23 protein-coding genes are annotated in these 26,623 nt (G+C 60.3%); 16 read left to right on the top strand and 7 right to left on the bottom strand.

The window, feature by feature from the left end; translation table 11 throughout:
- Positions 1–34 precede the first annotated feature (34 nt).
- Positions 35–2,932 (bottom strand): preprotein translocase subunit SecA, encoded by a 2,898-nt coding sequence (gene secA, locus B060_RS0110255; RefSeq protein WP_018081692.1) that lies wholly within the window; start codon positions 2,930–2,932, stop codon positions 35–37.
- 246 nt (positions 2,933–3,178) lie between these two features.
- On the opposite strand from secA, the gene B060_RS0110250 reads away from it, so the two are divergent.
- Positions 3,179–4,285 carry a peptidylprolyl isomerase gene (locus tag B060_RS0110250; protein ID WP_018081691.1) on the top strand — a complete coding sequence of 369 codons (1,107 nt, stop codon included), beginning with the start codon at positions 3,179–3,181 and terminating at the stop codon, positions 4,283–4,285.
- Between the two features lie 117 nt (positions 4,286–4,402).
- Positions 4,403–5,833, top strand: coding sequence for a bifunctional glutamate N-acetyltransferase/amino-acid acetyltransferase ArgJ (gene argJ, locus B060_RS0110245; RefSeq protein WP_018081690.1), 1,431 nt, complete (start codon positions 4,403–4,405; stop codon positions 5,831–5,833).
- 40 nt (positions 5,834–5,873) lie between these two features.
- Here argJ and B060_RS0110240 read toward each other — a convergent pair whose 3' ends face one another.
- Entirely contained in the window at positions 5,874–6,302 is a 429-nt protein-coding gene (locus B060_RS0110240) for a hypothetical protein (protein ID WP_018081689.1), read from the bottom strand.
- A 129-nt stretch (positions 6,303–6,431) separates the two neighbouring features.
- Here B060_RS0110240 and B060_RS0110235 point away from each other — a divergent pair, with 129 nt between their 5' ends.
- The 3 genes from B060_RS0110235 (at position 6,432) to B060_RS0110225 (ending at position 7,864) form a co-directional block, all read left to right on the top strand.
- Positions 6,432–6,734, top strand: coding sequence for a DUF1330 domain-containing protein (locus tag B060_RS0110235; protein WP_018081688.1), 303 nt, complete (start codon positions 6,432–6,434; stop codon positions 6,732–6,734).
- 61 nt (positions 6,735–6,795) lie between these two features.
- Entirely contained in the window at positions 6,796–7,194 is a 399-nt protein-coding gene (gene mutT, locus B060_RS0110230; RefSeq protein WP_018081687.1) for an 8-oxo-dGTP diphosphatase MutT, read from the top strand.
- Between the two features lie 112 nt (positions 7,195–7,306).
- Positions 7,307–7,864, top strand: a complete 558-nt coding sequence (locus B060_RS0110225) for a YqhG/Tai3 family protein (protein ID WP_081606833.1) — start codon at positions 7,307–7,309, stop codon at positions 7,862–7,864.
- A 132-nt stretch (positions 7,865–7,996) separates the two neighbouring features.
- On the opposite strand, the gene B060_RS0110220 is transcribed toward B060_RS0110225, so the two are convergent.
- Entirely contained in the window at positions 7,997–8,896 is a 900-nt protein-coding gene (locus B060_RS0110220; protein WP_018081685.1) for a methyltransferase domain-containing protein, read from the bottom strand.
- A 14-nt stretch (positions 8,897–8,910) separates the two neighbouring features.
- Between B060_RS0110220 and B060_RS24220 the strand changes: the two genes are divergently transcribed.
- Genes B060_RS24220 through B060_RS0110200 form a run of 4 tightly spaced genes read left to right on the top strand, consistent with a single transcriptional unit; the run spans position 8,911 to position 11,391 of the window.
- A complete protein-coding gene (locus B060_RS24220) occupies positions 8,911–9,786 on the top strand; it encodes a ComF family protein (protein ID WP_023447274.1) in 876 nt (291 codons plus the stop codon).
- A gap of 5 nt (positions 9,787–9,791) precedes the next feature.
- Positions 9,792–10,046, top strand: a complete 255-nt coding sequence (gene grxC / locus B060_RS0110210) for a glutaredoxin 3 (RefSeq protein ID WP_018081684.1) — start codon at positions 9,792–9,794, stop codon at positions 10,044–10,046.
- Positions 10,046–10,912 carry a carbon-nitrogen hydrolase family protein gene (locus B060_RS0110205; protein WP_018081683.1) on the top strand — a complete coding sequence of 289 codons (867 nt, stop codon included), beginning with the start codon at positions 10,046–10,048 and terminating at the stop codon, positions 10,910–10,912. Before grxC ends, B060_RS0110205 begins: the two co-directional genes overlap by 1 nt.
- Positions 10,909–11,391, top strand: coding sequence for a DUF1178 family protein (locus tag B060_RS0110200; protein ID WP_018081682.1), 483 nt, complete (start codon positions 10,909–10,911; stop codon positions 11,389–11,391). Before B060_RS0110205 ends, B060_RS0110200 begins: the two co-directional genes overlap by 4 nt.
- 41 nt (positions 11,392–11,432) lie before the next feature.
- Here B060_RS0110200 and B060_RS0110195 read toward each other — a convergent pair whose 3' ends face one another.
- The 3 genes from B060_RS0110195 to ubiG form a co-directional block, all read right to left on the bottom strand.
- Positions 11,433–12,464 carry a DUF4167 domain-containing protein gene (locus B060_RS0110195; protein ID WP_157405630.1) on the bottom strand — a complete coding sequence of 344 codons (1,032 nt, stop codon included), beginning with the start codon at positions 12,462–12,464 and terminating at the stop codon, positions 11,433–11,435.
- 288 nt (positions 12,465–12,752) lie between these two features.
- A complete protein-coding gene (prmC, locus tag B060_RS0110190) occupies positions 12,753–13,622 on the bottom strand; it encodes a peptide chain release factor N(5)-glutamine methyltransferase (RefSeq protein ID WP_018081680.1) in 870 nt (289 codons plus the stop codon).
- Between the two features lie 82 nt (positions 13,623–13,704).
- A complete protein-coding gene (gene ubiG / locus B060_RS0110185; RefSeq protein WP_018081679.1) occupies positions 13,705–14,493 on the bottom strand; it encodes a bifunctional 2-polyprenyl-6-hydroxyphenol methylase/3-demethylubiquinol 3-O-methyltransferase UbiG in 789 nt (262 codons plus the stop codon).
- A gap of 129 nt (positions 14,494–14,622) precedes the next feature.
- On the opposite strand from ubiG, the gene B060_RS0110180 reads away from it, so the two are divergent.
- The 5 genes from B060_RS0110180 to B060_RS0110160 all read left to right on the top strand — a co-directional run bounded on the left by B060_RS0110180 (position 14,623) and on the right by B060_RS0110160 (position 24,333).
- Positions 14,623–15,891, top strand: coding sequence for an aspartate kinase (locus tag B060_RS0110180; RefSeq protein WP_026172738.1), 1,269 nt, complete (start codon positions 14,623–14,625; stop codon positions 15,889–15,891).
- A 171-nt stretch (positions 15,892–16,062) separates the two neighbouring features.
- Entirely contained in the window at positions 16,063–17,754 is a 1,692-nt protein-coding gene (locus B060_RS0110175) for a methyl-accepting chemotaxis protein (protein WP_031220279.1), read from the top strand.
- 210 nt (positions 17,755–17,964) lie between these two features.
- The gene (locus B060_RS0110170) at positions 17,965–19,650 is read left to right on the top strand and encodes a methyl-accepting chemotaxis protein (protein WP_018081676.1); all 1,686 of its coding nucleotides are present in this window, start codon (positions 17,965–17,967) and stop codon (positions 19,648–19,650) included.
- A 193-nt stretch (positions 19,651–19,843) separates the two neighbouring features.
- A complete protein-coding gene (gene ptsP / locus B060_RS0110165) occupies positions 19,844–22,099 on the top strand; it encodes a phosphoenolpyruvate--protein phosphotransferase (RefSeq protein ID WP_031220277.1) in 2,256 nt (751 codons plus the stop codon).
- Between the two features lie 167 nt (positions 22,100–22,266).
- Positions 22,267–24,333 (top strand): protein-disulfide reductase DsbD family protein, encoded by a 2,067-nt coding sequence (locus B060_RS0110160; RefSeq protein WP_018081674.1) that lies wholly within the window; start codon positions 22,267–22,269, stop codon positions 24,331–24,333.
- Between the two features lie 18 nt (positions 24,334–24,351).
- On the opposite strand, the gene B060_RS0110155 is transcribed toward B060_RS0110160, so the two are convergent.
- Complete coding sequence (locus B060_RS0110155) at positions 24,352–24,993, bottom strand: TetR/AcrR family transcriptional regulator (protein ID WP_018081673.1); 642 nt, start codon at positions 24,991–24,993, stop codon at positions 24,352–24,354.
- Between the two features lie 250 nt (positions 24,994–25,243).
- Here B060_RS0110155 and B060_RS0110150 point away from each other — a divergent pair, with 250 nt between their 5' ends.
- Both B060_RS0110150 and B060_RS0110145 read left to right on the top strand, forming a co-directional pair.
- Entirely contained in the window at positions 25,244–25,471 is a 228-nt protein-coding gene (locus tag B060_RS0110150) for a hypothetical protein (protein ID WP_018081672.1), read from the top strand.
- A 112-nt stretch (positions 25,472–25,583) separates the two neighbouring features.
- Positions 25,584–26,623, top strand: a 1,040-nt coding sequence (locus B060_RS0110145; RefSeq protein ID WP_018081671.1) for an IS701 family transposase, incomplete at its 3' end; no start/stop codon positions are given.

Below are 26,623 nucleotides of genomic sequence, written 5' to 3'. Positions count from 1 at the left end.
CAGTGTGTCTTCACCGCCGCCCCTTTTTTTGTTTTTAAACCAGTGTGCCGTGGCAGTGTTTGAACTTGTTGCCCGAGCCACAAGGACACAGACCATTGCGTGAGGTCTGTTCCCAGCCGGCCGGCAGGGCCTGCGGCGGCAGGGCGGCGCGCTGTTCCGACGTCAGATCGTCGGTCAGCTTGGCTGCACGCTCGTTGAGGCCGGTATTCGGATCGAGGTGGACTTCCTGGAACTGCCTCATTCTTAAAGAAGAATCGGGTTGTTGCGGCAGGGCCGGCGCCACCGGCACAGGCTCGATCTCTTCAGCCGGCTGTTCGAAGCGGATTTCCATGGTCATTAACCAGCGCGTGACCGAGTGACGCAGATTGGTCAGCAGGGTCTCGAACAGGGTGAAGGCCTCGGTCTTGTACTCGTTGAGCGGATCGCGCTGGCCGTAGCCGCGCAGGCCGATGACGGCGCGCAGGTGATCGAGGTGCATCAGGTGTTCGCGCCAGTGCATGTCGATCATCTGGAGCAGGAACTGCTTTTCCAGCGCCTTCATCTGGTCGTCGCCCAGGAGGCGCAGACGCTCGGCCATCTTCTCGTCGGCCAGCTTCTGGATGCGCTCTTCAAATTCCTCGTTGGCAATGCCTTCTTCGGCGGCCCAGTCTTCGAGCGGCAGGTCAAGTCCGGTCAGCGACAGGATCGCTTCCTTCAGTTCGGGAATTTCCCACTTTTCGGCATAGGCCTTGGGCGGCATGTGGCGTTCGACCAGATCGTGGATCGTGTCGGTGCGGAATTCGTTGATCAGTTCGGACAGATCGGTCGAATCCATGAATTCCTGACGCTGCTCGAAGACGGCCTTGCGCTGGTCGTTGACCACGTCGTCGTATTTGAGCAGGTTCTTGCGGATTTCGTAGTTGCGTTGCTCCACGCGCTTTTGCGCGGTGGCGATGGCGCCGTTGAGCAGCTTGTGGGTGATCGCTTCGCCTTCTTCGACGCCCAGGCTCTTCATCATGGCGTTGAGACGGTCGCCGGCGAAGATGCGCATCAGGTCGTCTTCGCACGACAGGAAGAACTTCGACTGACCGGGGTCGCCCTGACGGCCGGTACGGCCACGGAGCTGGTTGTCGATACGGCGGCTTTCGTGGCGCTCGGTGCCGAGCACGAACAGACCACCGGCGGCCAGGGATTGCTGCTTCAGGTCCTTGATATTGGCTTCGATCTCGGCGCGCTTGGCCAGAAGGGCGTCCTGCGTCACCTCGATGCCGGCGGCGTCCTGTTCGGCGATCCATTTCTGCACGCGCATGTCGACGTTACCGCCGAGTTGAATGTCGGTGCCGCGGCCGGCCATGTTGGTGGCGATGGTGACGGCGCCCGGCACGCCGGCGTCGGCGACGATCTCGGATTCCTGCTCGTGGAAACGTGCGTTCAGCACGCTGTGCGGGATGCCCTTGCCGGACTTGTAGACGATATCGTAGGCGTCGTCGCCGGCCTTGGCGATGTCCTTCTTGTCAGCATTGGCGAACGACGCGCGCAATTCGCGCGACTGCTCGACCTTGTAGCTGTAATTGTTGAGGAACTTCGACAGGTCGTCCGACTTCTCGATGGAGGCGGTGCCGACGAGGATCGGCTGGCCTTTGACGTAGCAGTAGGCGACCTGGGCGGCGATGGCGTTGAATTTTTCGGCCTCGGTGCGATAGACCTCATCGTCGTCATCGATCCGCTTGATCGGACGGTTGGTCGGGATCTCTAACACATCCATCTTGTAGATGTCGCCGAATTCCTGCGCTTCGGTTGCGGCCGTGCCGGTCATGCCCGACAGTTTGCCGTACATCCGAAAATAGTTCTGGATGGTGACCGAGGCGAGGGTCTGGTTTTCCGGCTGGATATCGACGCCTTCCTTGGCTTCGATAGCCTGGTGAAGACCTTCCGACAGGCGGCGGCCCGTCATCATGCGGCCGGTGAATTCATCGATCAGGATGATCTCGCCGTCCTTGACAATATAATCCTTGTTGAGCTGGTACAACGTATTAGCGCGCAGGGCCTGGTTGGAGTGGTGAACCAGCGAGATATTGACCGGATCGTAGAGACCGGCCGAATCTTCCGCCAGATGACCGCCGGCTTCCAGCATTTCTTCGAGACGCTCGGAGCCCGCTTCGGACAACAGCACCTGACGCTGTTTTTCGTCGAGTTCGAACGTATCCGGATCCTTGATCAGTTCCAGGGTGATAGCGTTGAGGATCTTGTACAGTTCTGAGCGATCTTCGGTCGGGCCGGAGATGATCAGCGGGGTGCGGGCTTCATCGATCAGGATCGAATCGACTTCGTCGACAATCGCAAAATTGTGGCCGCGCTGGACCATTTCCTGCGTCTGGTAGGCCAGGTTGTCGCGCAGATAATCAAAGCCGAATTCGTTGTTGGTGCCGTAGGTGACATCAGCATTATAGGCCTGCTTGCGCTGGCCCTGGCTCAGACCATTGACGATGACGCCGGTCGAGAGTCCCAGGAAACGGTAGACGCGGCCCATCCAGTCGGCGTCGCGCTTGGCGAGATAGTCGTTGACCGTGATCAGGTGGACGCCCTTGCCGGCCAGTGCGTTGAGATAGACCGGCGCGGTGGCGACGAGGGTCTTGCCTTCACCGGTGCGCATTTCAGCGATGCCGCCGTCATGCAGGATCATGCCGCCGACGAGTTGCACATCATAGTGGCGCTGACCGATAGCGCGCCAGGCGGCTTCGCGGGTGACGGCAAAGGCTTCATCGAGCAGCGAATCAAGCTTGGCGCCCTTGGACAGGCGATCGCGAAAAATCTGCGTCTGGCCGCGCAGTTCCTCATCGCTCATCGCCTTGTATTTGGGCTCCAGCGTGGTGATGCGGGCGGCCCGCGTCATCATGGACTTGACCTTGCGGTCATTGGAGGAGCCGAAGAGCATTTTGGCGATGGCCAGCATGAGAAACCTTAAATATAAAACCTTCACAGGCCCGGACATATATGCGCCGGATTAGCCTGCTGGATGTAGAGAGTTGTGTGAGCTGCGCGAAATCTACTTAATTGACGGGTTCGTAACCTGAAAGAAACGACTGTTACGTCAAATAGGCCTCGATCTGCGCTTTTCAAGCACGGGCACTGACTTAAGCGGCCCGTTAGTGTATGTCAATCTGGAGCCCGGCGGAGGGCCTAAGTTGGGGAAAGATTTATGAAGAAACGGTCCGGCCTTTCGCTTTTGGCGGTTATTCCGATGATCGCGGCGCTCTCTCTTACCCTTGCCGCCTGTAACAAGACCACAGTCAGCAACGAACGGCCGCCGGAACCGGGCGATGTCGCCGTGGCGCGCATCGACGGCGAAACCATCTGGACCTCGGATGTGCGCGCCGAAGCCATCGCACAAGGCCAGATCGGGCCGGGCGAACCGCTCGATATTACCTCCGACCTTTTTGCCCGTACCATGGAAGAGGTGATCGACCAGCGCCTGCTGGCCAAGGCCGCCATGGCCAAGGGGCTGGAAAAATCGACCACCGCGCAGCGCCGTTTGCGCGCCGCCCACGATCGCATTCTGGGTGATATGCTGGTGGAAAACAGCATCGACCGGGATATCGACGAAAAGACGGTCAAGGAACATTATGACGAGCAGGTGCAGCTTTCCAAGCAGTCCGAGGAAATCCGCACGCGCCTGATCCTGCTGAAGAGCAAGGCCGAAGCCGATGCCGCGCTCAAGGCCATTCAGGCCGGCGCTCTGTTCGAGGCCATGGCCATGGAGAAGTCCATCGACCAGACCACGCGCTTCAATGGCGGTGACATGGGGTATTTTACTACCGATATCATGCCCAAGGCCTATAAGGGCGTGCTGGCCACAGCCAAGGCCGGCGATACGGTCGGGCCGGTGCAGACCGATGGCGGCTGGGCGCTGCTGCGCGTTGAGGATCGCCGTCCCGAACAGGTGCCGACGCTTGAGGAAGAGCGTCCGATCATCATGCGTTACCTGATCTATAACCAGGTCGCCGGCATGCTCAATTCGCTGCGCAAGAAGGCCAAGGTTGAGTTCCTGATCGCCAAACCGACCGGCGGCGGCCAGCAGGAGCCGGACTCGGCGCCGGCGTCTGCCGAAGCCATGTCGGATGATGGCGCTTCGGCTTCAGCCGAGAGTTCAAGCGCGTCGGCAGTGCCGGCGAAGAAAAAGGTCGTGGCGCTTTCGCAGCCGCTCGGCAAGGCGACTGATGCGTCCACACGCCTGATCGCCGCCGATCCGCCCCTGCCGGCGGGCAAGAAATTCTTCCCGCCTGCCAGCGCTGGACATAAGGGTTAGGGCCGTCCGCCGCTGACACGGCGTTTTGAGCCTGATAAAGTGCCTAAAGTGTTTGGCGAAGCGGTGGGGGTCTGGTAAGGGGCAGGACTGTTTTTCCTTACTTCAGGAGCCGCGCCTGTGACCAAGCCGCCCGTGTCCAAAACTCCTTCCTCCCCCAAGATCACCACTCTGGCGGCGCAGGGGCTTGAGCGTGCGCTTGATCCTTTCACCAACGCGGTCAAACGCGCGGTCCAGACCGGCGCGGACGCCGTGGCCAACCTGACGCATACGGCCACCGAAGAGGCCCCCAAGGCCGCCGCACCCGGCAAGCCCGGTCTCGCCGTCTCGCCCCTGGCCGTGCCCTTTCCGCCCATGCCGCCGGTCGGCGGTGTCCAGCTTTCGACCGCGCAATCCGGTTTCTACAAGCACGACCGCAAGGATACGCTGCTGATGAAGTTCGTCGAGGGCACGACCTGCGCCGGCGTCTTCACACGCCACACCATCGGCTCCGCGCCGGTCGACTGGTGCAAGAAACAACTGGAAGCCAATGACGGCTGCGATGTCCGCGCCCTGATCTGCAATGCCGGCTGCGCCAACGCCTTCACCGGCAAGCCCGGCGCCGACGCCGCCCGCCGCACGGCCTCGGCGCTTTCCCGCCGCATCGATTGCCGCCAGCGCGACATCATGCTGGCCAGCACAGGCGTGATCGGGCAGGTGCTCGATGATTCCAAGATCGCGGCGCGCCTGTTCGATCTTGAAAAAGACCTGCGCGCCGATGCCTGGGCTGAGGCCGCCGCCACCATCATGACCACCGACACCTTCCCCAAGGGGGCCTCGGAAACGGCCGTCATCGATGGCGTCACCGTGCGTATCAACGGCATCGCCAAGGGCTCGGGCATGATCGCGCCCGACATGGCCACCATGCTGGCTTTCATTGCTACGGACGCCACTTTGTCTCCCGGCGTGCTGCAAAGCCTGTTGGCGCTCTACACTCGCACCACTTTTAATTCGGTGACGGTGGATGGCGATACCTCGACCAACGATACCTGCCTGCTGTTCGCTACCGGCGCGGCCGGCGCACCGAAAATCTCCCGTGCGGGTGACAAGCGCCTGGCCGATTTCAAGGCCAAGCTGGAAAAGGTCATGCACTCTCTGGCCACACAACTGATCCGTGACGGCGAGGGCGCGACCAAGTTCGTCAAGGTCAATGTGACCGGCGCGTCCTCACCGGCCTCGGCGCGCAAGATCGCCAAGTCGATCGCCGAAAGCCCGCTGGTGAAGACGGCGCTAGCCGGCGAAGACGCCAACTGGGGCCGGATCGTCATGGCCGTCGGCAAGACCGAAGAGCCGGTGGATCGTGACCGCATCGCCATCCGCTTCGGCGATCTGGTGGCGGCCGAGCATGGCGCCGTGTCGCTGAGCTACAACGAGGCTGCGATGAGTGCCTATATGAAGAACGCCGAGCTGGAAATCAGCGTCGATATCGGTGTCGGCCGCGCCATGGCGCATGTGTATACGTGCGACCTGACCCACGGGTATATCAGCATCAACGGCGACTACCGGTCGTAGGTGCATAACGGCCGCTTAAAGGCGGCCGTCTTGTTGCCCACTATTTCTCCAGATCGCTTGGATTGATATCGGAAAAGTTGACGCTCTGTGCAAACCAGCCTTTTGACGTCTTGAAAAAGACGAAGGTGAATTTGAACGGCATGTCGTCACTGTAAACAAGATATTTGCGGTAGACGAGCATGTCCGCCAACGCGTTCTGGTCCATGACGACCCACTTGACCGGCGTTCCGGCATACTTAACTGCCATGTCGGTCTGGCCAGCCAGATTTTGCAGTTCCAGTTTTTTGTCGGTCATGCGCGGCAGGAAGATCGTCACCATCGCCTCTTCCGTCTTGCCGGCATTCAAGCCGTTGAAAAAGGCGTCGACCTTGACGTCTATAGCCTTCTTGTCCGCTTCCGATACCTCGGCATGCGCCAGAGTGGGCATGGCGAACAGCATAGCCAGTGACAGAATAAACGCGCGCAGCATGATAAATCCCCCTGATATGGTGATGATCATGAACCCGTGACGGCTGCAAGGCAAGCGTGTTTATGATTTCGAAAGTGATGCGTCATATAAAGACAATGATTATCAAAGAGTTGCGTAAAGGGTGCGTGTATGATCCAGATTGTGGTGCTTCTTTATGTGGGCGATGGTGGCATTGAGGCGCTCAGGGCGCACGAGGCGGAAATGGTGCCGCTTATCTACCGCCATGGCGGGCAGATTGTCTCAGCCTCGCACCCTTCCGCACCGCGCCCCGGCGATCCGGACGAAATCCATATTCTCCAGTTTCCAGACATGCAGGCCTTTGACGACTTCAGAAACGATCCGGATTCGTTGTCGAAAATGGAACAGCGGCGGCACGCTATCCGCGATGCGCGCCTTTATGTCACCGATCAGTTCGTGACCTATCTCGACTGAGACTGTTTGCCTTGATGTGTTTTTTGTTTCAAAAGGGCTGAAACCGTCAGGAAAGCCTTTCATGAAAACCGTTCTCGTCGTTGCCGCCGCGCTTGTTGATTCAGATGGTCGTGTGCTGATCGCCCAGCGCCCCGAAGGCAAGCAACTGGCGGGTCTGTGGGAGTTTCCCGGCGGCAAGGTCGAGCCGGGAGAGACGCCGGAAATCGCCCTGATCCGCGAACTCGAAGAAGAGCTGGGCATCACGGTCAAACAGGCCTGTCTGGCGCCGTTTGTCTTCGCCTCGCATACCTACGAGACCTTCCACCTGCTGATGCCGCTGTATCTGATCCGCCGCTGGGAAGGCGAGCCGGAAGCCAAGGAGCACAAGGCGATCAAGTGGGTGCGCCCCAACGATATGGGCAACTACCCCATGCCGCCGGCCGACGATCCGCTGGTCGCCTGGCTGCGCGATTTTATCTGAGGCCGCGGGAGCGGTCGCGGGCCTCAATACCTGCTACAAACGCACAAGGCTCGCCCCAAGGATCTGGCCAAAACGGCAATGATCCGCTAGGTTTAATCGCTTGGGGGGACGTATGAAAACATCATCATTGATTGCAGGACTGGTGTGTGTTGCCGGGCTCGTTGTGGCCGGCGGCTTTGCTTTGTCTGGACGTCTACCTGTTGATACGCCCTTGGCCAAGCTATCGCCGGATGCGGTCGAGGCTAAGGCGTTTCTCACAGCGCTCTATGATCATTATACGGTCGACAGCGATTGGAGTCCGATGGGGGTGCGCGCTGCGGATTGGTTCGCCCCCTCCATGGTGGCGCTTATGCAGGAAGATGCGCGTCTGAACGAAGGGTATACTGGGGCTATCGAGGCCGACCCGATTTGTGATTGTCAGGATTATGGAAAGCTGACGGCAGACATAAAGGTTATCAACCTCACCCAGACGTCTGCACAGGCCCGTGTGGTCCTGAGCGATAGTGGGGTTACGCCGCCATCGACTCTCGCCTTGGTCTATGATCTGGTGAAGGTCAAAGGCGGCTGGCGCATTCACGATATCACTGGTTCACGTGGCGAAAGTCTGCGGCACAGACTTATCAAGTCTAATGCGGACATGAAGGCACAAGACGCTCAGTCTTCTTTGTAGGTTTCACCTGGATGGTCTGTGCAATGAGCTCTGCGCCAGCAAGTGCCAGTCTGTTCGAGCATCTTCTACTCATGCATTCGAAGACTTAAACACAAGCTCTTAGCGCTATTGTCGCACATAGATCATCGGATTTCATAGCTTCCCCTCTTTCACCCCCAAAGCATCAGCCAGGCGCATCTTGGCTGACCCCGGCCGTAGCGGTTTCTGCTGGCTGTCGTGAGCCTTCCAGCCGGACAGGGTGATGATCTCGAAGGTGGCCGATACGCGGCCCTCATCGTCGGCGAAGCGCTCGACATAGAGCGCGCAGGTCTTCTCGATAATAGCGCGGTTGAGGCCCTTGCGCGGGCGCTGGTGCAGCACATTGCTCTCGCCCATAGCGCGCAGGTCGGCCATCAGGCGCAGAGGATGCGCGTAGGAGACCGTTACGCGGTCCGAATCGACCACCGGCATGTTGAAGCCTGTGCGCTTCAAAAGATCGATCAGGTCGGGGCTTTCGGCATAGGGCGCGATGCGCGGGCCATAGCCGCCACGCGCCTCAAGCTCGGCCTCCATCAGGCACCCGCGCAGTTCCTTTAGCGTTTCGCCACCAAACAGCGTGCCGATAAACAAACCGTCTGGTCGCAGGGCGCGTCGCACCTGCACCAGAACGCCCGGCAGATCGTTGACAGTGTGCAGGCCCAGGCTGCTGACGATCAGGTTCAGGCTGTCATCGCCGAAGGGCAGGGCTTCCTCGTCCATGATCAGGCGGGCGGTGCCGCTCTGTTGTGCGCTCAGGCGCGGCGACAGTTCGCCCTCGATGAGGAAGCCTATCTTATCGGCTACCGGCGTACCGACGATGGCGCGCCCGAAGCTGCCGTCGCGTGCGCCCATGTCGAGCGCCACATCGAACTGGCGGTTGATGGCCGACAGCGTCTCGATGGTATCTTCAACCGCGCGGTCGCGTAAAAATTGTGCTTGCGCGAAACCGGCCGCCGCGCGATCAAGACGGGATGCCAGAAGGTTGCGGTCAAATAAACGGGGGGGAACGGACATATGGGGCACTCGGAATGCGACTGACCTCCCGTTTAGGCCAAATTCGTTCCGAGGTTAAGGCCTTTGTCGATGACCGGATGAGCCTGTCGCATGTGCGCGCTTCGCTGGGCCATATGCTCGATACCGTCTTTCCCCCGCACAGCTTCGATAACCATGAGGAGGCCGCGCCTCTGCCGCTGATGGGGGCCGGACTGGCGAGCGAAGGCTGGTCGCGTGTGCGTTTTCTCGATCACGACGGCTGCGCCATGTGCGCCCGTCCGTTTGAAGGCGGTCTGTTTCTTGGCGCCGATACGTTGTGCAGTTCGTGTTCCGACAAGCCCTTCCCTTTCTCACAGGCGCGTGCCGCCTGTATCTATGATGAGGCCGTCAGAGGGTTGATCCTAGGCTTCAAGAACGGCGACCGGCTTGACCTGGCCCCTATGCTGACGCGCTGGCTGGAACGCGCCGGCGCCGATGTCATTCTGGCGGCCGATATCGTTATGCCGGTGCCGCTGCATCCGCGTCGCCTGCTGCATCGTCGCTACAATCAGGCGGCCGAGCTGGCGCGGCCGGTAGCGCGGCGGCTGCAACGCACCTATCTCGGCGACGTGCTGAAACGCACACGCATGACCAATCAGCTTGGCAAGGGGGCGGAAGCGCGCTGGGAAAACGTCCGCGGCGCCTTTGCGCTCAGCCCGCGTGGCGTGGCGCAGATCAGGGATAAGCGCATCGTGCTGGTCGATGATGTTTTCACCACCGGCGCCACGCTCAGGGCCTGCACGGAAACCCTGCTGAAAAGGCGGCGCGGCACGTGTCGATGTCTGTGTACTGGCGCGGGCGGTTCTGTCTTCAACTCTTTAATTCTGCGCTGTTTGCCCTATATTAAAAAAAGTATTTTTCTTTCAGAGTAGAGTCCATGCCCCAGATCGATATCTATACCAAACCCTATTGTCCCTATTGCGAGCGCGCCAAGGCGTTGCTGGAAAAGAAGGGTGTCGAGTTCAACGAAATCATCGCCTCGCACGATCCCGCTTTACGGGCTGAAATGAACGAACGTTCGGGTCGCCTGACCTATCCACAGATCTTTATCGGCGACACCCATGTTGGCGGCTGTGATGACCTGATGGCGCTCGAGTCGCGCGGCGCACTTGATCCTTTGCTGGCGGCCTGATGTCGGCTGATATCCTCAACGTGGCGCTGATCCAGACGCGTACCCCGGCCCATCCGGCCGAGGCGCTGGAGCACGCGCGTCCGCTGCTGATGCAGGCCGCCAGCAATGGTGCGCAGTTCATCCTGCTGCCTGAATGCGCCAACCTAATGGAGGCGCGCAAGGAACAGAAGGCGCTGGTGGTCACCGGCGAGGATGAGGATGTCTTTATCCGAGGCGTGCGCGATCTGGCCAAACAGATGCGCGTTGAGATCCTGATCGGTTCGGCGATCGTGAAATCCGGCGTGGATGAGAGGGAGCACTCAAGCAGCGATAGCGGTAGTGCAATGCGAAATGTGAACCGCACGCTCCTCGTCAATACCCATGGTGATATCGTGGCGCGCTACGACAAGATCCATCTTTTCGATGCGGATACGCCCGACGGCAAGGTCTATCGCGAGAGTGCCTCGGTCAAACCGGGCGAGCAGGCGGTGGTGGCCACGACGCCGTGGGGAGGTCTGGGACTCAGCATCTGCTACGATGTTCGTTTCGCCCATCTTTACCGCACGCTGGCCAAGGCCGGCGCCAATATGATCGCCGTCCCCGCAGCCTTCACCGTGCCGACCGGCCGCGCCCATTGGGAAGTTTTGCTGCGCACCCGCGCCATCGAAACCGGCTGTTTCGTGCTGGCGCCGGCGCAGGGCGGATCACACGCCGATGGCCGTGTCACCTATGGTCATTCGCTCGTCGTCAATCCGTGGGGCGAGATCATCGCCCGGCTTGACCATGATCGTCCGGCGGTGCTGGAAGCGCAACTCGATTTCGGTGAGGTCGCCGCCGCACGTCAGGCCTTGCCATCGCTGCGCCACGACCGGGATTTTTCCGTATGATCCGTTATGCGTTGAAATGCATCGTTGAGCACGAGTTCGAGGCCTGGTTTTCATCGTCGAATGGTTTTGACGAACAGGTGGCGCAAGGCCTTGTCGAATGTCCGATGTGCGGTTCGAAGGCCGTGACCAAGGCGATCATGGCGCCGATGGTGCGCACCACCAAGGGCAAGGACGCGCCGGGCTCTCTGGCCGAAGCGCAACAGGCGGTGGCCGAGGCCCTGCATCGTCTGCGTCGCCATGTCGAGACCACGCATGATTATGTCGGTGACGGTTTTGCCGATGAGGCGCGTGACATCCATCAGGGCATGGCGCCCGACCGGCCGATCTATGGCGAAGCGACGCCGGACGAGGTGAGGGGGCTGGTCGAGGACGGTGTGCCGGTCGCGGCCCTGCCGGTTTTCAAGCCGAAGGTCGAAGAGGCTAAGGTGCAGCCGGTTGTGCCGGTCATTCCGCCGGCGATCGACAAGAAATTGAATTAAAAAAAAAGCCTCCGGTGCGAAACCGGAGGCTTTTTTTAATCTCAGGCCTCTTCCGAGGCGCTGGCGTCTTCCTTGCGCTTGCGTGGCGCGCGCTTGGGCTTGGCGGGCGCTTCTTCGGCAACAGAGGCCGCAGGTTCTGCGCTCACCGGCGTGGGACGGTGCAGGAAGGCCGGCAGTTGCGCGGCATCCGCCGAGGCGTTGCTGCGTTGCTTGCGTTCGCGCTTCTCTCTTACCGGTGCCGCATCAGCGGTAGGCTCAGGCGCTGACTCAACCTGCGTAGGACGCGGGGGGGCGCCGAGCGGCTGGGTCGAGGCGATAAAGGCCGGTGCGATATAGGCGTCTTCCGAAGGCGCCAAGCTGGCGGGTGCGCTAACAATCTGCTCCTGCTCGGCGAAGCGCTGCTGGCGGCGGCGCTCATAGCGTTCGCGGCGGGTCTCGCGGCGATTGCCGTTCTCATCGAACTGAGGATCGTTATCGCGCGGCGCATTATCTCTGGGCGCATTGTCACGCGGTTGATTGTTGTTGCGCGGCTCGAACGAGCGTTGTTCGTTTCTGGGTTCGTTATTCCGCGGCTCGCGGTTGTCACGATCCTTGAAATTGCGGTTGTTATCGCGATCACGATTGTTGCGGTTATCGCGATCACGGTTGTTGTTGCGATCGCGGTTGTTGCCGTTGTCGCGGTTCTCATAGCGCGGCTCGTCGAAGCTCGGCTGAGGATCTTCCGGACCGACGACGGTATTTTCATCGTCGTTGCCGTCGTTGTCCATCTCGTCATCGTAATCGTCGAAGCCGTTGGAAAACGGATCGCGCTGCACGAATTCCGACACCGGACGGGTCGGCTGCATCTGGCGGATCATGCGGAAATAGTGCTCGGCATGTTGCAGATGGTTTTCGGCCAGCACGCGGTCGCCGGACGAGTTCGCATCACGCGCCAATTGCTGGTACTTTTCGTAGATGGTCTGGGCGTTGCCGCGGACCTTCGTACCTTCCGGGCCATTCGATTCGTAGGCACGGTTGGGATTGTTCGAATTACCAGCGGGTTTGCGGTTGCTACGGCTGCGTTGCCGTTTCATGCCCCTGAAATCTTTCATGTGGTCTTATCGTCTCTCTTACGCTCCGCCTGTCGATGTGATGCAGGCGGCGATATGTGCTTAGAATTTCAAGGGACATCGTCAAAGCGGACCGGACGATAAGGAACCTTGCAATTGTCTTGGCTTTAAAGGATGCGCGGGGGTCATGCTTTTTTTGACCCGAAACCTCACGCTCTCACAGTCCCCTGGCGCGATAATGCCGCTTAAAGATTAAGTCGGGCGTGTTCACGAAGGGAGGAAGACAGGAATATGTCTAACCTCTCTGAAGCGTCATGCCAAGCGGAATTTTTGTGTCGGCTTTTGTCCGGTAACGACACGCGGCAGATTGGATAGGTCAAGATAGGTCGTCACGTCATCAAAACCCGCATTTTTCATAAGGTTTTCAACGTCGGTCGCCTGGTCGAAACCGATTTCGAGATAGGCCATGCCGCCCGGTTTGAGCAGGCGGAAAATCTCCGGCGCCAGCACTTCGTAGGCCTCAAGGCCGGTTTGACCACCATCAAGCGCCAGAATCGGGTCGTGATTCTTGACCTCCGGATCGAGCGTGGGGATGACATCGGAGCGGATATAGGGCGGATTGGAGGCCACGACATCGAAGGTTTCATCCTGCAGGCCTGAGCCCCACGAGGTGCGCAGAAAGGCGGTCTGACCTGTCAGGCCGAGATTGGCGGCATTGTCGCGCGCCACGGCCAGGGCATCCTCGCTGATGTCGGTGCCGAGCCCTTTTGCGGCCGGGCGCTCACTTAACACCGATAGCAGGATGGCGCCCGAGCCGGTGCCGAGGTCGGCAAGCTGGAAGCTGTCGCCGGGCAGGCTGCGTTTGAGGATCATGTCGACGATGACCTCGGTTTCCGGCCGCGGGATCAGCACATGTTCGGACAGATTCAACAGCAGTTTCCAGAAGCCCTTGCGGCCGAGGATGCGCGCCACCGGCATGCGCTTGATGCGCTTATCGAGATAGCCGTCAAGTGTCGCTTCCTGCTCTTGCGTCAACTCACGATACGGATCGGTGAGGATATCGGCGCGGGTGGCGCCGGTGGCGGCCTCCAGCAGTAGGCGGGCGTCGATGGCGGGGGAATCGATCGAGGCGGCTTTGAGGCGCTGCTGCGCGCCGGTCCAGGCTTTGACGAGTGTGGTCATGAAAATCTCTTATACCTCCCCGCTTGCCGGGGAGGGGGACCGCGCAAGAAAGGCGTGGTGGTGGGGTGTCTTGTTTACGGTTTTAAAACGCGGCCGTAACCGGATATTTCGCGACCACCATGTAGTTCACATCGGTATCCTCCGACAAGGCCCATTCCTGCGTCAGCGGGTTATAAGTGACGCCGACGGGCGGCTCAGGCACCAGATCGGTACCATCGAGGAAGGATGCGATCTCGCCAGGCATCAGGAACTTGTTCCAGTCGTGCGTGCCCTTGGGCACCCATTGCAGCACGTATTCGGCGCCGACAATGGCCAGGGCGTGCGCCTTGATCGTCCGGTTGAGTGTTGCCACGAACAGCAGACCACCTGGTTTTACCAGCGCGGCGCAGGTCTTGAGGAAGGCTTCCGGATCGCTGACGTGCTCGATCACCTCCATGGTCAGCACCACATCGTAAAGCGGCTCACCCGAAGCGGCCAGTTGCTCGACCGTCTGGTTGAGGTAACGAATATCGAGCCCGCCCTGAGTGGCGTGGGCCGACGCCGTGCCGATGTTCTTTTCCGAGGCGTCGAGGCCGGTAACGGTAAAGCCCATGCGGCGCATCGGCTCGCTCAGCAGTCCGCCGCCGCAGCCAACATCGAGCAGGCGCAAGCCCCCAAACGGTGCGCGCTCACGGAAACTGCGTTCGAAGTGCTCAAGGCAGGTCTCGCGGACGAACTTCACGCGGGTCGGGTTGAAGCGGTGCAAGGGCGCGAATTCCCCTTTGACGTCCCACCATTTGGCAGCCAGCGCGGAGAAACGTGAAACCTCGCCCTCGTCGATGCTGAAGCCGGCCGCAGAACCTGAATCCAAAATGTTTAGCGTTTCGGTCATTTTGACTGCCTATTTCTCATCTTTTGTCGCCGGAATCGGCCTTGCGGCACAGGGGCTTAACCGCTAATTAGGCCGCGCAATAAGTCAGGACAAGGATAGAACCCTGTCCGTCAGAAAGAAAGTGGCGAAATGACGCGGTTAGTGATGAAGTTCGGCGGCACCTCCATGGCCGACCTCGAACGCATCCGCAGGGCGGCAAGACTGGTGGCGGCCGAGGTTGACGCGGGTCATAAGGTGGCGGTGGTCGTGTCGGCCATGGCCGGCAAGACCAATGAACTGGTCGCCTGGACGGATGGCGCGGGCCAGCCCACGGGCAAGGCCGCCGAAGTCCATGCCGACAGCGACGACGAATACGATGTGGTCGTGGCTTCGGGTGAACAGGTGACCGCCGGCCTGCTGGCCATCACGCTGCGCAATCTCGGCTATCCGGCGCGGTCGATGATGGGTTGGCAGGTGCCGATCAAGACCTCGATGCTGCACGCCAAGGCGCGCATCGCCGATTTCCCGGCCGATAACCTGATCAACGCCATGGATTCCGGCCAGATCGTCGTCGTTCCCGGCTTTCAGGGTATCAGCGATGATGGCCGCATCACCACGCTTGGCCGCGGCGGTTCGGATACCTCCGCCGTCGCCGTAGCGATCGCCGCCCAGGCTACCCGCTGCGATATCTATACCGATGTCGATGGGGTCTACACTACCGACCCGCGCATCGAAGCCAAGGCCAAGCGCCTCGATAAGATATCCTTCGAGGAAATGCTGGAAATGGCGTCGCTCGGCGCCAAAGTGCTGCAGACGCGTTCGGTCGAGCTGGCCATGGCCTACCGCATGCCGGTACGCGTGCTCTCATCCTTCGTCGAACCCGGCGAAAACCTTAATCAAGGCACCCTGGTGTGCGACGAGGAAGAAATCGTGGAAAAACATATCGTTTCCGGCGTGGCCTACAGCCGTGATGAGGCCAAGATCACCCTTCTGGGCCTGCCCAACAAGATCGGCGTTTCGGCCGCCATCTTCGGTCGTCTGGCCGCCGCCAATATCAATGTCGACATGATCGTCCAGTCGGAAAAGCGCTCCGGTGATTACGCCAACCAGCTCTTTACCGTTGGTCGTCGTGATGCGCAGCGCGCCGCCGAGATCATGAACGAGGCCAAGGCCGATATCGGTTTTGACGACCTCAAGGTGGACGAGGGCGTGTCGAAGATTTCGATCGTCGGTGTTGGCATGCGTTCGCACACCGGCGTGGCGGAGACCATGTTCCGCGCCCTGTCGGAAAAGGGCATCAATATTCAGGTCATCTCGACCTCGGAAATCAAGATCTCGGTCCTGATCGACGAAGCCTACACCGAACTGGCCGTGCGGGCCTTGCACGCGGCTTATGGCCTCGACAAAATCGGCGCCTGATCGGAGGGGCGCTTTGGCGAACATATTCTTGTGTCAACACAACCCCGCTGCGTGGGCCGGCGGGGTTTTTCATGATTTAAAACAATGTGTGATGAGTTAAGTTACAATTAACCCGATACCGCTTATCTGTGCCCCGGTCTTTTCGCATAAGGCGTTTGGGGGATGGTTCATATGTACAATAATCTTCGCATGATCAGTAAGATCGTCGTACTTCTGATGTTGTTGGGGCTGGTCAGTCTCGGGGCCACCGTGTTCGCCACCTCCAGGATGCGCGTTATCAACGATCGTTACAGTGAGATTATCGCCAAGCCGGAAAAAGGCGTGGTCGCCATGGCGCGGGCCAACCGTCAGGTCAATATGATCACCAGTTCCCTCTATATGAAGGCCACGGCGGTGACCGAGACCGATAATGCTACTGCGGAATCCGATCGCGCCGCCGCCATAGCCAAGTTCGATACCTATCTCGATGCCGCCGTATCGACCCTGCCGGATGAGGCGGCGGAACTGACAGGCATAAAAGCCGCGCTGCATGCCGCGCTGGAGGGGGCTTGCGCCGCGACCATCCAAGAGGCGGCCTCGCTTGATCCTGCTGCCAATGCACAGGCCGCCGCGTCCATGAACACAAGCTGTAACCCCGAGTTGAAGGCCATCTCAGCCCGCGTCACAAGGGTGGTTGACGATACGGTCCTTCATCTGGACGCTATCAGCGACAAGACATCGAAGGACACCGCCGAAATCATCATCGTGACCTATGCTGTCGTTTTGACAGGCTTGGCGCTTGTGCTTGGCCTCGCGGTCTGGCTGACCCGCTCAGGGATTGTGGCCCCGATCCGCGCCCTGACGGACACCATGCAGAGCCTGACTCACGGACAGCTCGATACGCAGGTTGCAGGACAGAGCCGCCGTGATGAACTGGGCGCGATGGCCGTCGCGGTCGAGGTCTTCCGCAAGGGGTTGATCGAAGCTGAAGAGATGCGCGAAGCGACTCGCAACGGAGAGCAGGCCGCCGCCGCGCGTATGAAGCGCGAACTTGAGGCCTTTAACCGCTTCCAGGGTCGCATGGGGGCCTTGGCCGATGCCTTCGTTCGTTCGTCGGCTGAGGTTTCCGATGCTGCACAGAGCCTGGCCGCCACGGCCGAGGAAACCTCGCGGCAGGCGGGCGTCGTTTCGGGCGCCGCCGAAGAGGCGGCTATCAATGTCCAGACCGTCGCTGCCGCCACCGAAGAAATGGCCATGTCAGTGCGTGAGATCAACGGACAGGTGGGGCGCACTGCCGAGGTGGCGCATGAAGCGGCCAGCGAGGCCGTCCGCACCGAGGCGGACATCCGCATTCTTGCCGAAGCCGCCGAGGGCATTGGTGAAGTGGTCAATCTGATCAACGACATTGCCGCCCAGACCAATCTGCTGGCTCTCAACGCCACCATTGAGGCGGCGCGCGCCGGTGACGCCGGCAAGGGCTTTGCGGTCGTCGCTTCCGAGGTCAAGGCGCTGGCCACCCAGACCGCTCAGGCTACCAAGGATATCGGCAACAAGGTGCAGCAAATTCAAAGCGCTACAGAACGCACCGTCGTCTCTATCGAAAAGATTGTCACAACCATCAGCGATATTCGCAGCATCTCGACGATACTGGCCTCGGCCGTGGAACAGCAGGGCACCGCCACGCAGGAGATCGCCGGCAATACGGCGCAGGCCGCCGATGGCGCGCAGGCCGTGACCGAGAACATTTTCGGCGTTGGGCGCGCGGCCGAAATGACCGGCGCGGCAAGTACCCAGCTTATGGGCCTGTCCGGCCATCTGACCGATCAGGCAGCAGATCTGCAGCAAGAGGTGCAGGCTTTCGTGGCGCAACACCGCGCGGCTTAAAGAGCATTCTTTCTCCTTAAGGTCAGTTCTTAAAAGGAACCATACTTATTGAACGGTAATATAAAACCTTTGTTTATTGGGTTAAGCGAGCGTTAATAACAGTTTGCTACAACTTTGAGCCTCTAACGTTCAGATAGGCAATCCCGCGTGCCGGGATGAGGCGCTTTTTGAGATCGCCGGGCGTACAGTATGAGTTGTAAGGGGTTTCGGATGTCTTTGAAGAATATGCCCATGCTTGGCAAGATATTGAGCTTGCTGGGTTGCCTGGGTCTGGTCGCCATTCTGGCGGTCGCGTTCGCCACGTCCCGTATGCACGCCATCAGCGCCGATTACAGCGCTGTGATCTCCGGGCCGGGTGTCGCTTCGGTGGATATGGAGCGCGCCAGCAAGAACATCCTGCGCGTCGAGACGGCCTTCTATAAGCTAGTGTCGTCGAGTGATCCCAACGATATCGCCAACGCCAACAGTGAGTTGAAGCAGGCGCAAAGCTCTTTTTCCAAGGAAACAAGCGAGGCCTTGAAGGCTCTGCCCGCAGAAACGAAACGCATCGAGGGCATTCAGGCCAGCTATAACACCGCCATTGACGAAACCTGCGCCGAAACGAAGGCCCTGGCCGATAAGGGCGATGATGTCACCGCCTTGCGCCTGATGCAGTCAAAGTGTGATCCTGCCATAGCCCAACTGGAAAAGACCATGGCTGTGGTGGTCGATGAAACCATCGCGGCCAATGCCGCCGCGTCCGCCGCCGCGGGCGAAGACACGCGCCAGACGATCGTTACGACCTGGGCCGGCGTCGGGTTCGGTCTGGTTCTTGTCATGCTGGCCGCCGTGATGGTGACGCGCTTAAGCATCGTCCGCCCCCTCTCGAACCTCAACGCCACCATGACCTCTATGGACAAGGGCACGCTTGACGTGGCCGTGCCCGGTCAGGAACGCAAGGACGAACTGGGTGGCATGGCCCGCACCCTCGAAGCCTTCCGCAAGGGACTGGAAGAGGCCGTGAACCTGCGCGAAGCAGCAGAAACCGCCAAGGCGGCCGAGCTTCAGCGCCTGCAACGCGAACGCCATGTGGTCGAATCGTTCCAGGGCAAGATGGTTAATCTTGCCGACTCTTTCGTCCGTTCATCCTCTGAAGTGTCCGATGCGGCGCAGAGTCTTTCCGCGACCGCCGAGGAGACCTCGCGTCAGGCGCAGGTCGTCACCGGCGCGGCTGAGGAAGCCGCCAGCAACGTCCAGACCGTCGCCGCCGCCACTGAGGAAATGGCTGCTTCGGTGCATGAGATCAACGCTCAGGTGGTGCGTGCGGCGCAGGTCGCCACTGAGGCCGCCGATGAGATTGGCAATACCGAGGTTGAAATCCGCGCCCTTTCCGAAGCGGCGGCGGGTATCGGGGCCGTGGTCAAGCTGATCCACGATATCGCCTCCCAGACCAATCTTCTGGCGCTCAACGCCACAATCGAGGCCGCCCGCGCCGGCGAGGCCGGCAAGGGTTTCGCCGTGGTCGCCTCCGAGGTCAAGACCCTGGCTACGCAGACGGCAAGCGCCACCAAGGATATCGGTGACAGGGTTGATCAGATTCAGGAGGCCACTGAGCGCACGGTCAGTTCGATTGGCAAGATCGTCGCCACGATCAATGACATGCGCAATATCTCCGCCAATATCGCCTCGGCGGTCGAGCAGCAGGGGGCGGCGACGCATGAGATCGCCGGCAATACGGCGAAGGCGTCAGACGGCACGCATCAGGTGACCGAAAACATCTTTGGCGTTGGTCGCGCGGCGGAAATGACCGGAGCCGCCTCGACGCAACTGATGGGGCTGTCCGGAGACCTGAGCGAGCAGGCCGGCGATCTGCAAAAAGAAGTGCAAAATTTTGTCAAAAGCCTGCGCGCGGCCTGACTTTCCTCTATTTGTATCATACTGTTAAACCAATGTGATTGTAACCGGTTCGTGACTTGCCTTGGCGTAACGCCAGCCGCTAGACAGCGCGCACAAGAAGTCCCAAACTAGGGTATGGATTGTGGTGCCGCATGTGGCGCACCAAAGGGGACGTGATGTGGGCAAGCTGGGGCCGCTAGAGGAAATTCCGAAGATGCCGGGCGCCGTGCGCGGCCAGCGCGGCCTGCTGCGCCAGATTCGTGAAACGATGGAAGAGGGCCAGTCGGCCCAGTCGCGTCTCGATACGGTGGTGCGCATCATCGCCTCCTCCATGGTGGCCGAGGTGTGCTCTATCTATCTGCGCCGCACATCTGAAGAACTCGAACTTTTCGCCACCGAGGGCCTGAACATAGAGGCCGTCCACAAGACGCGGATGCGTCTCTCAGAAGGTCTGGTCGGTGAGGTGGCGCGCGCCGGTGCACCGCTCAATCTGATGGATGCCCCGGCGCATCCGAGCTTCTCCTATCGTCCCGAAACCGGTGAAGATCCGTATCGATCCTTCCTGGGCGTGCCCCTGCTGCGCGGTGGCCGCACCATCGGCGTGCTGGTCGTGCAGAACATGGCTGCCCGCCGCTACGAGGAAGATGAGGTCGAAGACCTTCAGATCATCGCCATGGTGCTGTCCGAGATCGTGACGGCGGGCGAGCTGGTCGGGCTCGAAGAACTGAAGGACATCGAACTCGCGCCGCAGAAGCCGGAGCGTCTGAAGGGTTCGATTTTCGCCGACGGCATCAGCATCGGCACGGTCATCCTGCACGAAGTGCCGGTCACCTCCGATCATTTACTGAGCGACGATTCGGTGGTCGAGGAGGTGCGCCTCAACGATGCCATCGTGTCCCTGCGTGAGCAGATCGACGCCATGTTCGAAGGCACGCACGGCCTTGCCGGGCCTACGTTTGATGTGCTCGAAACCTACCGCATGTTCGCGCACTCGACGAGCTGGGTGCGCAACCTGACCGAGGCCGTGCGCAACGGCCTGACGGCGGAGGCGGCGGTCGATCGCGTACGTAACGAACAGCGCGCCAAGCTCAACAACGCCCGCGACGCCTATATGCGCGAGCGCCTGCACGATCTCGAAGACCTGGCCAATCGCCTGTTGCGCGTTCTGGCCGGCGTCATCACCACGGCGCGCGAAATCCCGGAAAACTCGATCCTGGTCGCCCGTGACCTCGGTCCGGCCGATCTGCTCGAATACGATCGCACCCGCCTCAAGGGCATCTTGCTCGAAGAGGGCTCGGCCTCGAACCACGCCGCCATCGTGGCGCGCGCCCTGCAAATCCCGTGTGTCGGCCGCCTGCAAGCCTTGCGTGACCGCGTGTCACAGGGCGATCAGGTCATCGTCGACGGCGAAACTGGCGAGGCTTATCTGCGGCCGCGGCCGGATATTATCGACGCCGCCCTGGCGCGTATCGATGTCCGCACTCAGCAGCGCGCCGAATTCAGCAAGATCAAGGATGTCGAGGCCGTCACGCGCGATGGCCACCGCATCACCATGCTGATGAACGCGGGCCTCGAATTTGATATCGAGATCATGAATGAGACCGGCGCCGAGGGCATCGGCCTGTTCCGCACCGAATTTCAGTTCATGGTGTCGGACGATCTGCCGCGCCTCAAGCGCCAGACCGAGCTTTACGAGCGCATCATGGATGGCGCCGGCGACCGTCCTGTCACCTTCCGCACGCTCGATCTCGGCGGTGACAAGATCCTGCCCTATATGGAGATGGAGCGCGAGGAAAACCCGGCGCTTGGCTGGCGCGCCATCCGCATGGGGCTCGATCGCCCGGCCTTGCTGCGGATGCAACTTCGCGCCCTGATCACGGCGGCGCGCGGTCGCGAACTGCGTATCATGTTCCCCATGGTCGCCTCGATTGATGAGTTCCGTCAGGCGCGCGAGATGGTCGATGTGGAATGCGCCTGGGCCAAGCGACGCGGGCGCCCGCTGCCAGCGCTTCTGCGCGTCGGGGCCATGATCGAATGCCCTTCGCTGCTGTTCCATCTTGATGCGCTGTTGCCGCTGGTCGATTTCGCCTCGGTCGGTACCAACGACCTGATGCAGTATCTCTTCGCCGCCGATCGCACCAATCCGAAGATGTCGGATCGCTACGATCCGTTGTCGCCGCCCTTCCTTACGGCGCTGTCGATGATCCAGAAGGCCGCCAGAGACTCAGGCACACCGGTATCGGTGTGCGGTGAAATTGCCGGCCGTCCGCTTGAGGCCTTTGTGTTGATCGCGCTCGGTTTTGACCGCCTGTCCATGCCGCCCGCCGGTCTGGGGCAGGTGAAGCGCATGATCCTGTCGTGCGATCGTGAGGCCGCCAACAAGGCGATCAACAAGCTGATGTCGAGCTCCAATGGCAGTTTGCGCAACGAGGTCTTGTCGCTCGCCCGCAAGCTGGACCTGGATATGTAAAAACGCGATTTTTGGCCAAGACCTCGTCTCAAACCTCACATTTTTACGCGCCGATGTCTTGTCGCTACAGGAAGTGCGATTTTCGCGCTTTGTAGCTGAAAATTTGTGTCACCAAACGGCCGCTTCCGACGTATAGAGAAACGAAACCAATTCTAAACGGGTGGCGTGTGTCTTCAGTTCTTCGCTTTGTCGTCTGTCTTTTCCTGCTGGCCTTTGCTCTGCCCACGCAGGCTGAAGAGGGCAAGTCCGCCCATATCACCGCCCGTCTGATCGCGGAATCGGCAACCGTGGCGCCTAATGGCGACATCACTCTGGCGCTTGACTATACGCCTGCGCCTGGCTGGCATACCTACTGGATCAATCCCGGCGATACCGGCCTGCCGCCGCGTTTCAAATGGAACCTGCCCGATGGCCTGAGTGTGGCGGATGCGCAATTCCCCGCGCCGGAACTGCTGCCGACCTTTGGGTTGGTGAGTTACGGTTTCAACGGCCAGACCGTCCTGCTGATCCCCGCCCACAACGGTTCGAAACTGACGGCGGGCGATACACTGCCGATCAAGGCCCATGTCGATTTCCTCGTCTGCGCCGATGTCTGTATCCCCGAAAGCCTCGATGTCAGCCTCGATCTTAAGGTGGGTGCGCCGAAACCGGGACCGGATGCCGGGGTCATTGACAAGGCCAGGCAGGCCATGCCCGCGCCATTCGGTGCACAAGCGACGGTCGATCTGCGTGGCGATCAGGTGGAACTCGGTTTCCCCGTGAAGGATATCAAAGCCCAAGGCGCTTATTTCTTCTTCGAGCAGGGCAATGTCATCGCGGCGGCATCACCGCAGGCTTTGGACACAGGCTCGGCCGGCTTTTCGTTGAGCGGCAAGGCGGCGGGCGCGGCCCTGCCCGATGGCGTGCTTTCAGGTGTGCTTAAACTGGCAGACGGCAAGGCCTATCGCGTTACGCTGACGCGCGCCCCCCTGTCGCCCTCGGTGCATGGCCTTGGCGCGGCACCGGTAAGCCAGACCGACACCACATTGACCGGCGTGCTGATTGCCATGGCTTTCGCCTTTGTCGGCGGACTGATCCTCAACCTAATGCCATGCGTCTTCCCGGTGCTCTCCATGAAGTTGCTCAGCCTGGCGCGTTCCGGCCACGATAAAGGACTGGCGCAACAGGAAGCCTTGTTTTATGGCGCGGGCACAATCATTACCTTCGTCAGTCTGGCCCTGATCCTGACCGCGGCGCGTCTGTTCGGACAGTCGATCGGCTGGGGTTTTCAGCTTCAGAGCCCCTACGTCACCGCAGGCTTAAGCCTGATCATGCTTCTGGTAGCGCTCAATATGTCCGGCCTGTTCGAGGTCGGCGCATCGCTGCAAGCCGTTGGTGGTCTTCAGGTGTCTGCCAACCGCCCACGTCTTGGCGCCTTCCTGACCGGCGTGCTGGCCGTGGTCGTCGCCGCACCCTGCACCGCGCCCTTCATGGCCACCGCCATCGGCGTGGCGCTGGCGCAAGGCGGGCTTGTGTCTTTTGCCATCTTCGTGGCGCTTGGCGTCGGTTTCGCCCTGCCGTTCGTGGTCCTGACCTATCTGATCACCCTGGTGCCGGCCGTAGCCAAGGCCCTGCCGAAGCCCGGCAAGTGGATGGATATTCTCAAACACGCCCTGTCTTTGTTGATGTACGCCGCCTGCGTGTGGCTGATCTGGGTGTTCGCCCAGCAGGTGCAGGTTTACGGCGTGATCCTGCTGGCCTTCGCGCTGGTGCTGGTCGTTATCGCTGTGCTGAAAAGCCCGCTGCCGAAATTCATCAAGCCGGTGGTGCTGGTTGGCGGCCTTGTGCTGTGCGGGCTGGCGGCCTCGCTGCCGCGTGCTGAAAAGGCGCCGTCGGCCTCATCCGGACTGATGGCGCATAAGGTGTTCAGCACCGAGGGCCTGGCCGCTTTGCGCGCCGAGGGCAAGCCGGTTTTTGTCGATCTCACGGCCGCCTGGTGTGTCACCTGCAAGGTCAATGAACGCCTTGTCCTGACCACGCCGGAATTTGAAAAAGCCGTCAATGACACCGGCACGGTCTATATGGTCGGCGACTGGACCAATCAGGACGCCGAGATCGCCCATTACCTGACTCTGTTCGGACGTTCGGGCGTGCCGCTCTATGTCTATTACGGGCCGAATAACGCCGAGCCTGTGGTGCTGCCGCAGATCCTCAAGACGGCCGACGTGGTCAAGCTGGTGCGCGCCGGAAAATAAGGGCTTCCTCCATGCGCCTTAGGATACCCCGCACGCCGAGCGGACGAGCCAGCTAATCTCCTCGGCCTGTTGTTGCGCAGGCACCGCGATCAGGCGTTCCTCCAGCCCGATATAGATGACGCCGTGCACGGCCGAGAACAGGGTGCGCGCGCGGACGGTCAGGGCCTCGGCGGACAGATGCGGCATGACGACCGATAGCGGTTCCCCGACATAGCGGAACAGACGAAGCTGATCCTGCGCGGCCCACTCCGGCAAAGGCGCGGATATCCGCACCTCGAACATCATCCGCCACAGGGGCAGGTTCTCTCGCGCGAACCTGAGATAGGTCTCTGCCACCGCCACCAGGCGCTCTACGGCCTCGGTGCGGCTGGTCATCGGCAAATGCCCCGTTTGCTGCGCGAAGGCGGCATCCAGACGGCCTTGCGTGCGCGCCGTCACCAGCAGCAACAAAGCGTCCATGTCCTGCACGATATTATAGAGCCCGCCCAGCGCCACGCCGATATCGGCCGCCAGATCACGCGCCTTGAGGCCATGCGTGCCCGATTCGCAGATGCGCTTTTCCGCAGCGGAGATCAAAGCCCCCAATTGCGCCTGACGGCGATCGGCGGTGGTCGCGCTGGCAGGTTTTGCCGAAGCTTTAACAGGGGTTTTGGTGGGCATGGCAACGATTCTCAATAAATTTGAACAAAGTTCACAAAATAGCTTGAACGACGTTCAAGGTAGAGCTATACAGATGTTGTGAACGATGTTCATATCATGGTTCGCCCCCATGAGAAAGGGCTTAGTTCACACGTACTTCCGGAGTCTGGGGGGCCAGAATATCGGTCCGGATAAACGGGGGGTATTGCACTGTGAAGCGTAACGGGCGGCGGCATTGGGCCGTCGCCCGCCTCCTCTGAGGATTTTCGAGATGAAACGCCTGATCTTTATCGCCGTTACTGCGGTGGCTGTTGTGGTCGCTTTTCAGGCCGCCAGCGCCAATCTGCGCGCGTTCAGTATGCCGGACCGCGACTGGGATCGTGATATGGCGCTGATGAGCAATGACCTGCCTAAACTGCTCAAATATCAGCCGGTCGATGGCGCCAGCTACGCCGGTAAGGTGCGAAAGGTCATGGACCCGGCGACGGTGCGGCCTTAAGCCTTAGAGCACTTTTCGGAAAGCCCTAATCTTACTGAGTCATAAAATACGGGATTCGCGCTGTTTTAAAATATGTTAGCCAGAGCGATTCATAGTCAGCAGGAGAAGCTGTATGAGTGGCGTAATTACCGGTATAAGTGAAACAGCGTTTTCGGATTTTGTCCATAGCCTGGTTGATGTAATCGGCCATGCTGACCGTGCAGTTCCGTTGAAGGATTACTGTCTTGGACTGCTTTTGCCCGTTGAACGAAAGAGCGTTGAGCCGTTGGCAGCGGTGACTTCGCCTTCGCGAGTTTCATCGAAACACCAATCTTTGTTGCATTTTGTTGGGCAGGCACCGTGGTCGGACGAGGCGCTTTTGGCGCGGGTTCGCGAGAGGGTGCTTCCGCAAATCGAGCAGCGTGGACCGATTAAGGCCTGGATCATCGACGACACCGGCTTTCCCAAAAAGGGCAAGCACTCAGTGGGCGTAGCGCGACAATATTGTGGTCAACTCGGCAAGCAGGATAACTGTCAGGTCGCCGTCAGCCTGTCGGTTGCGAACGCTGCGGCCAGCCTACCGATCGCCTATCGGCTTTATTTGCCTGAGACTTGGTGCGATGATCCAGAGCGGCGGCGTAAAGTGAAGGTCCCTGAGGAGATAGGCTTCCAAACAAAGCCAGCTATCGCACTTGATCAGGTCCGCACCGCTAAGNCTGCCGGTGTTGCGCCTGGGGTGGTATTGGCTGACNCTGGCTACGGAGCGGATGGCAGCTTCCNCGCTGGCCTGACCACGCTTGGCCTCACCTATGTCGTGGGTGTACAGCCGACACTCAGTGTCTGGCGTCCAGGGCAAGCCCCTTTGCCTCCAAAACCTTGGAGTGGCCGGGGACGACCACCGTCGTTGCTGCAACGTAATCCCGACCACGCGCCCATCTCGGCCAAGGCGCTGGCACGGGAGCTGCCGCCCGAGGCCTGGAAAACGGTCTGCTGGCGAGAAGGTACGAATGTGGACCTGAGTTCACGCTTTACAGCTCTTTGGCTGCACCNGGCCTCCCGCGACTATAACCTGACAGAACCCCGCCCTGAGGAATGGCTGCTGATCGAATGGCCTGAAGGCGATGAAGCGCCGCTCAAATACTGGCTTGCCACCCTGCCAGCCGACACGTCACT

It is taken from the genome of Asticcacaulis benevestitus DSM 16100 = ATCC BAA-896 (assembly GCF_000376105.1).
GTDB classification, from domain to species: Bacteria; Pseudomonadota; Alphaproteobacteria; order Caulobacterales; family Caulobacteraceae; genus Asticcacaulis; species Asticcacaulis benevestitus.
The sequence above is the reverse complement of the archived record's forward strand: the minus strand, read 5'-3'. Positions and strand labels throughout refer to the sequence as shown.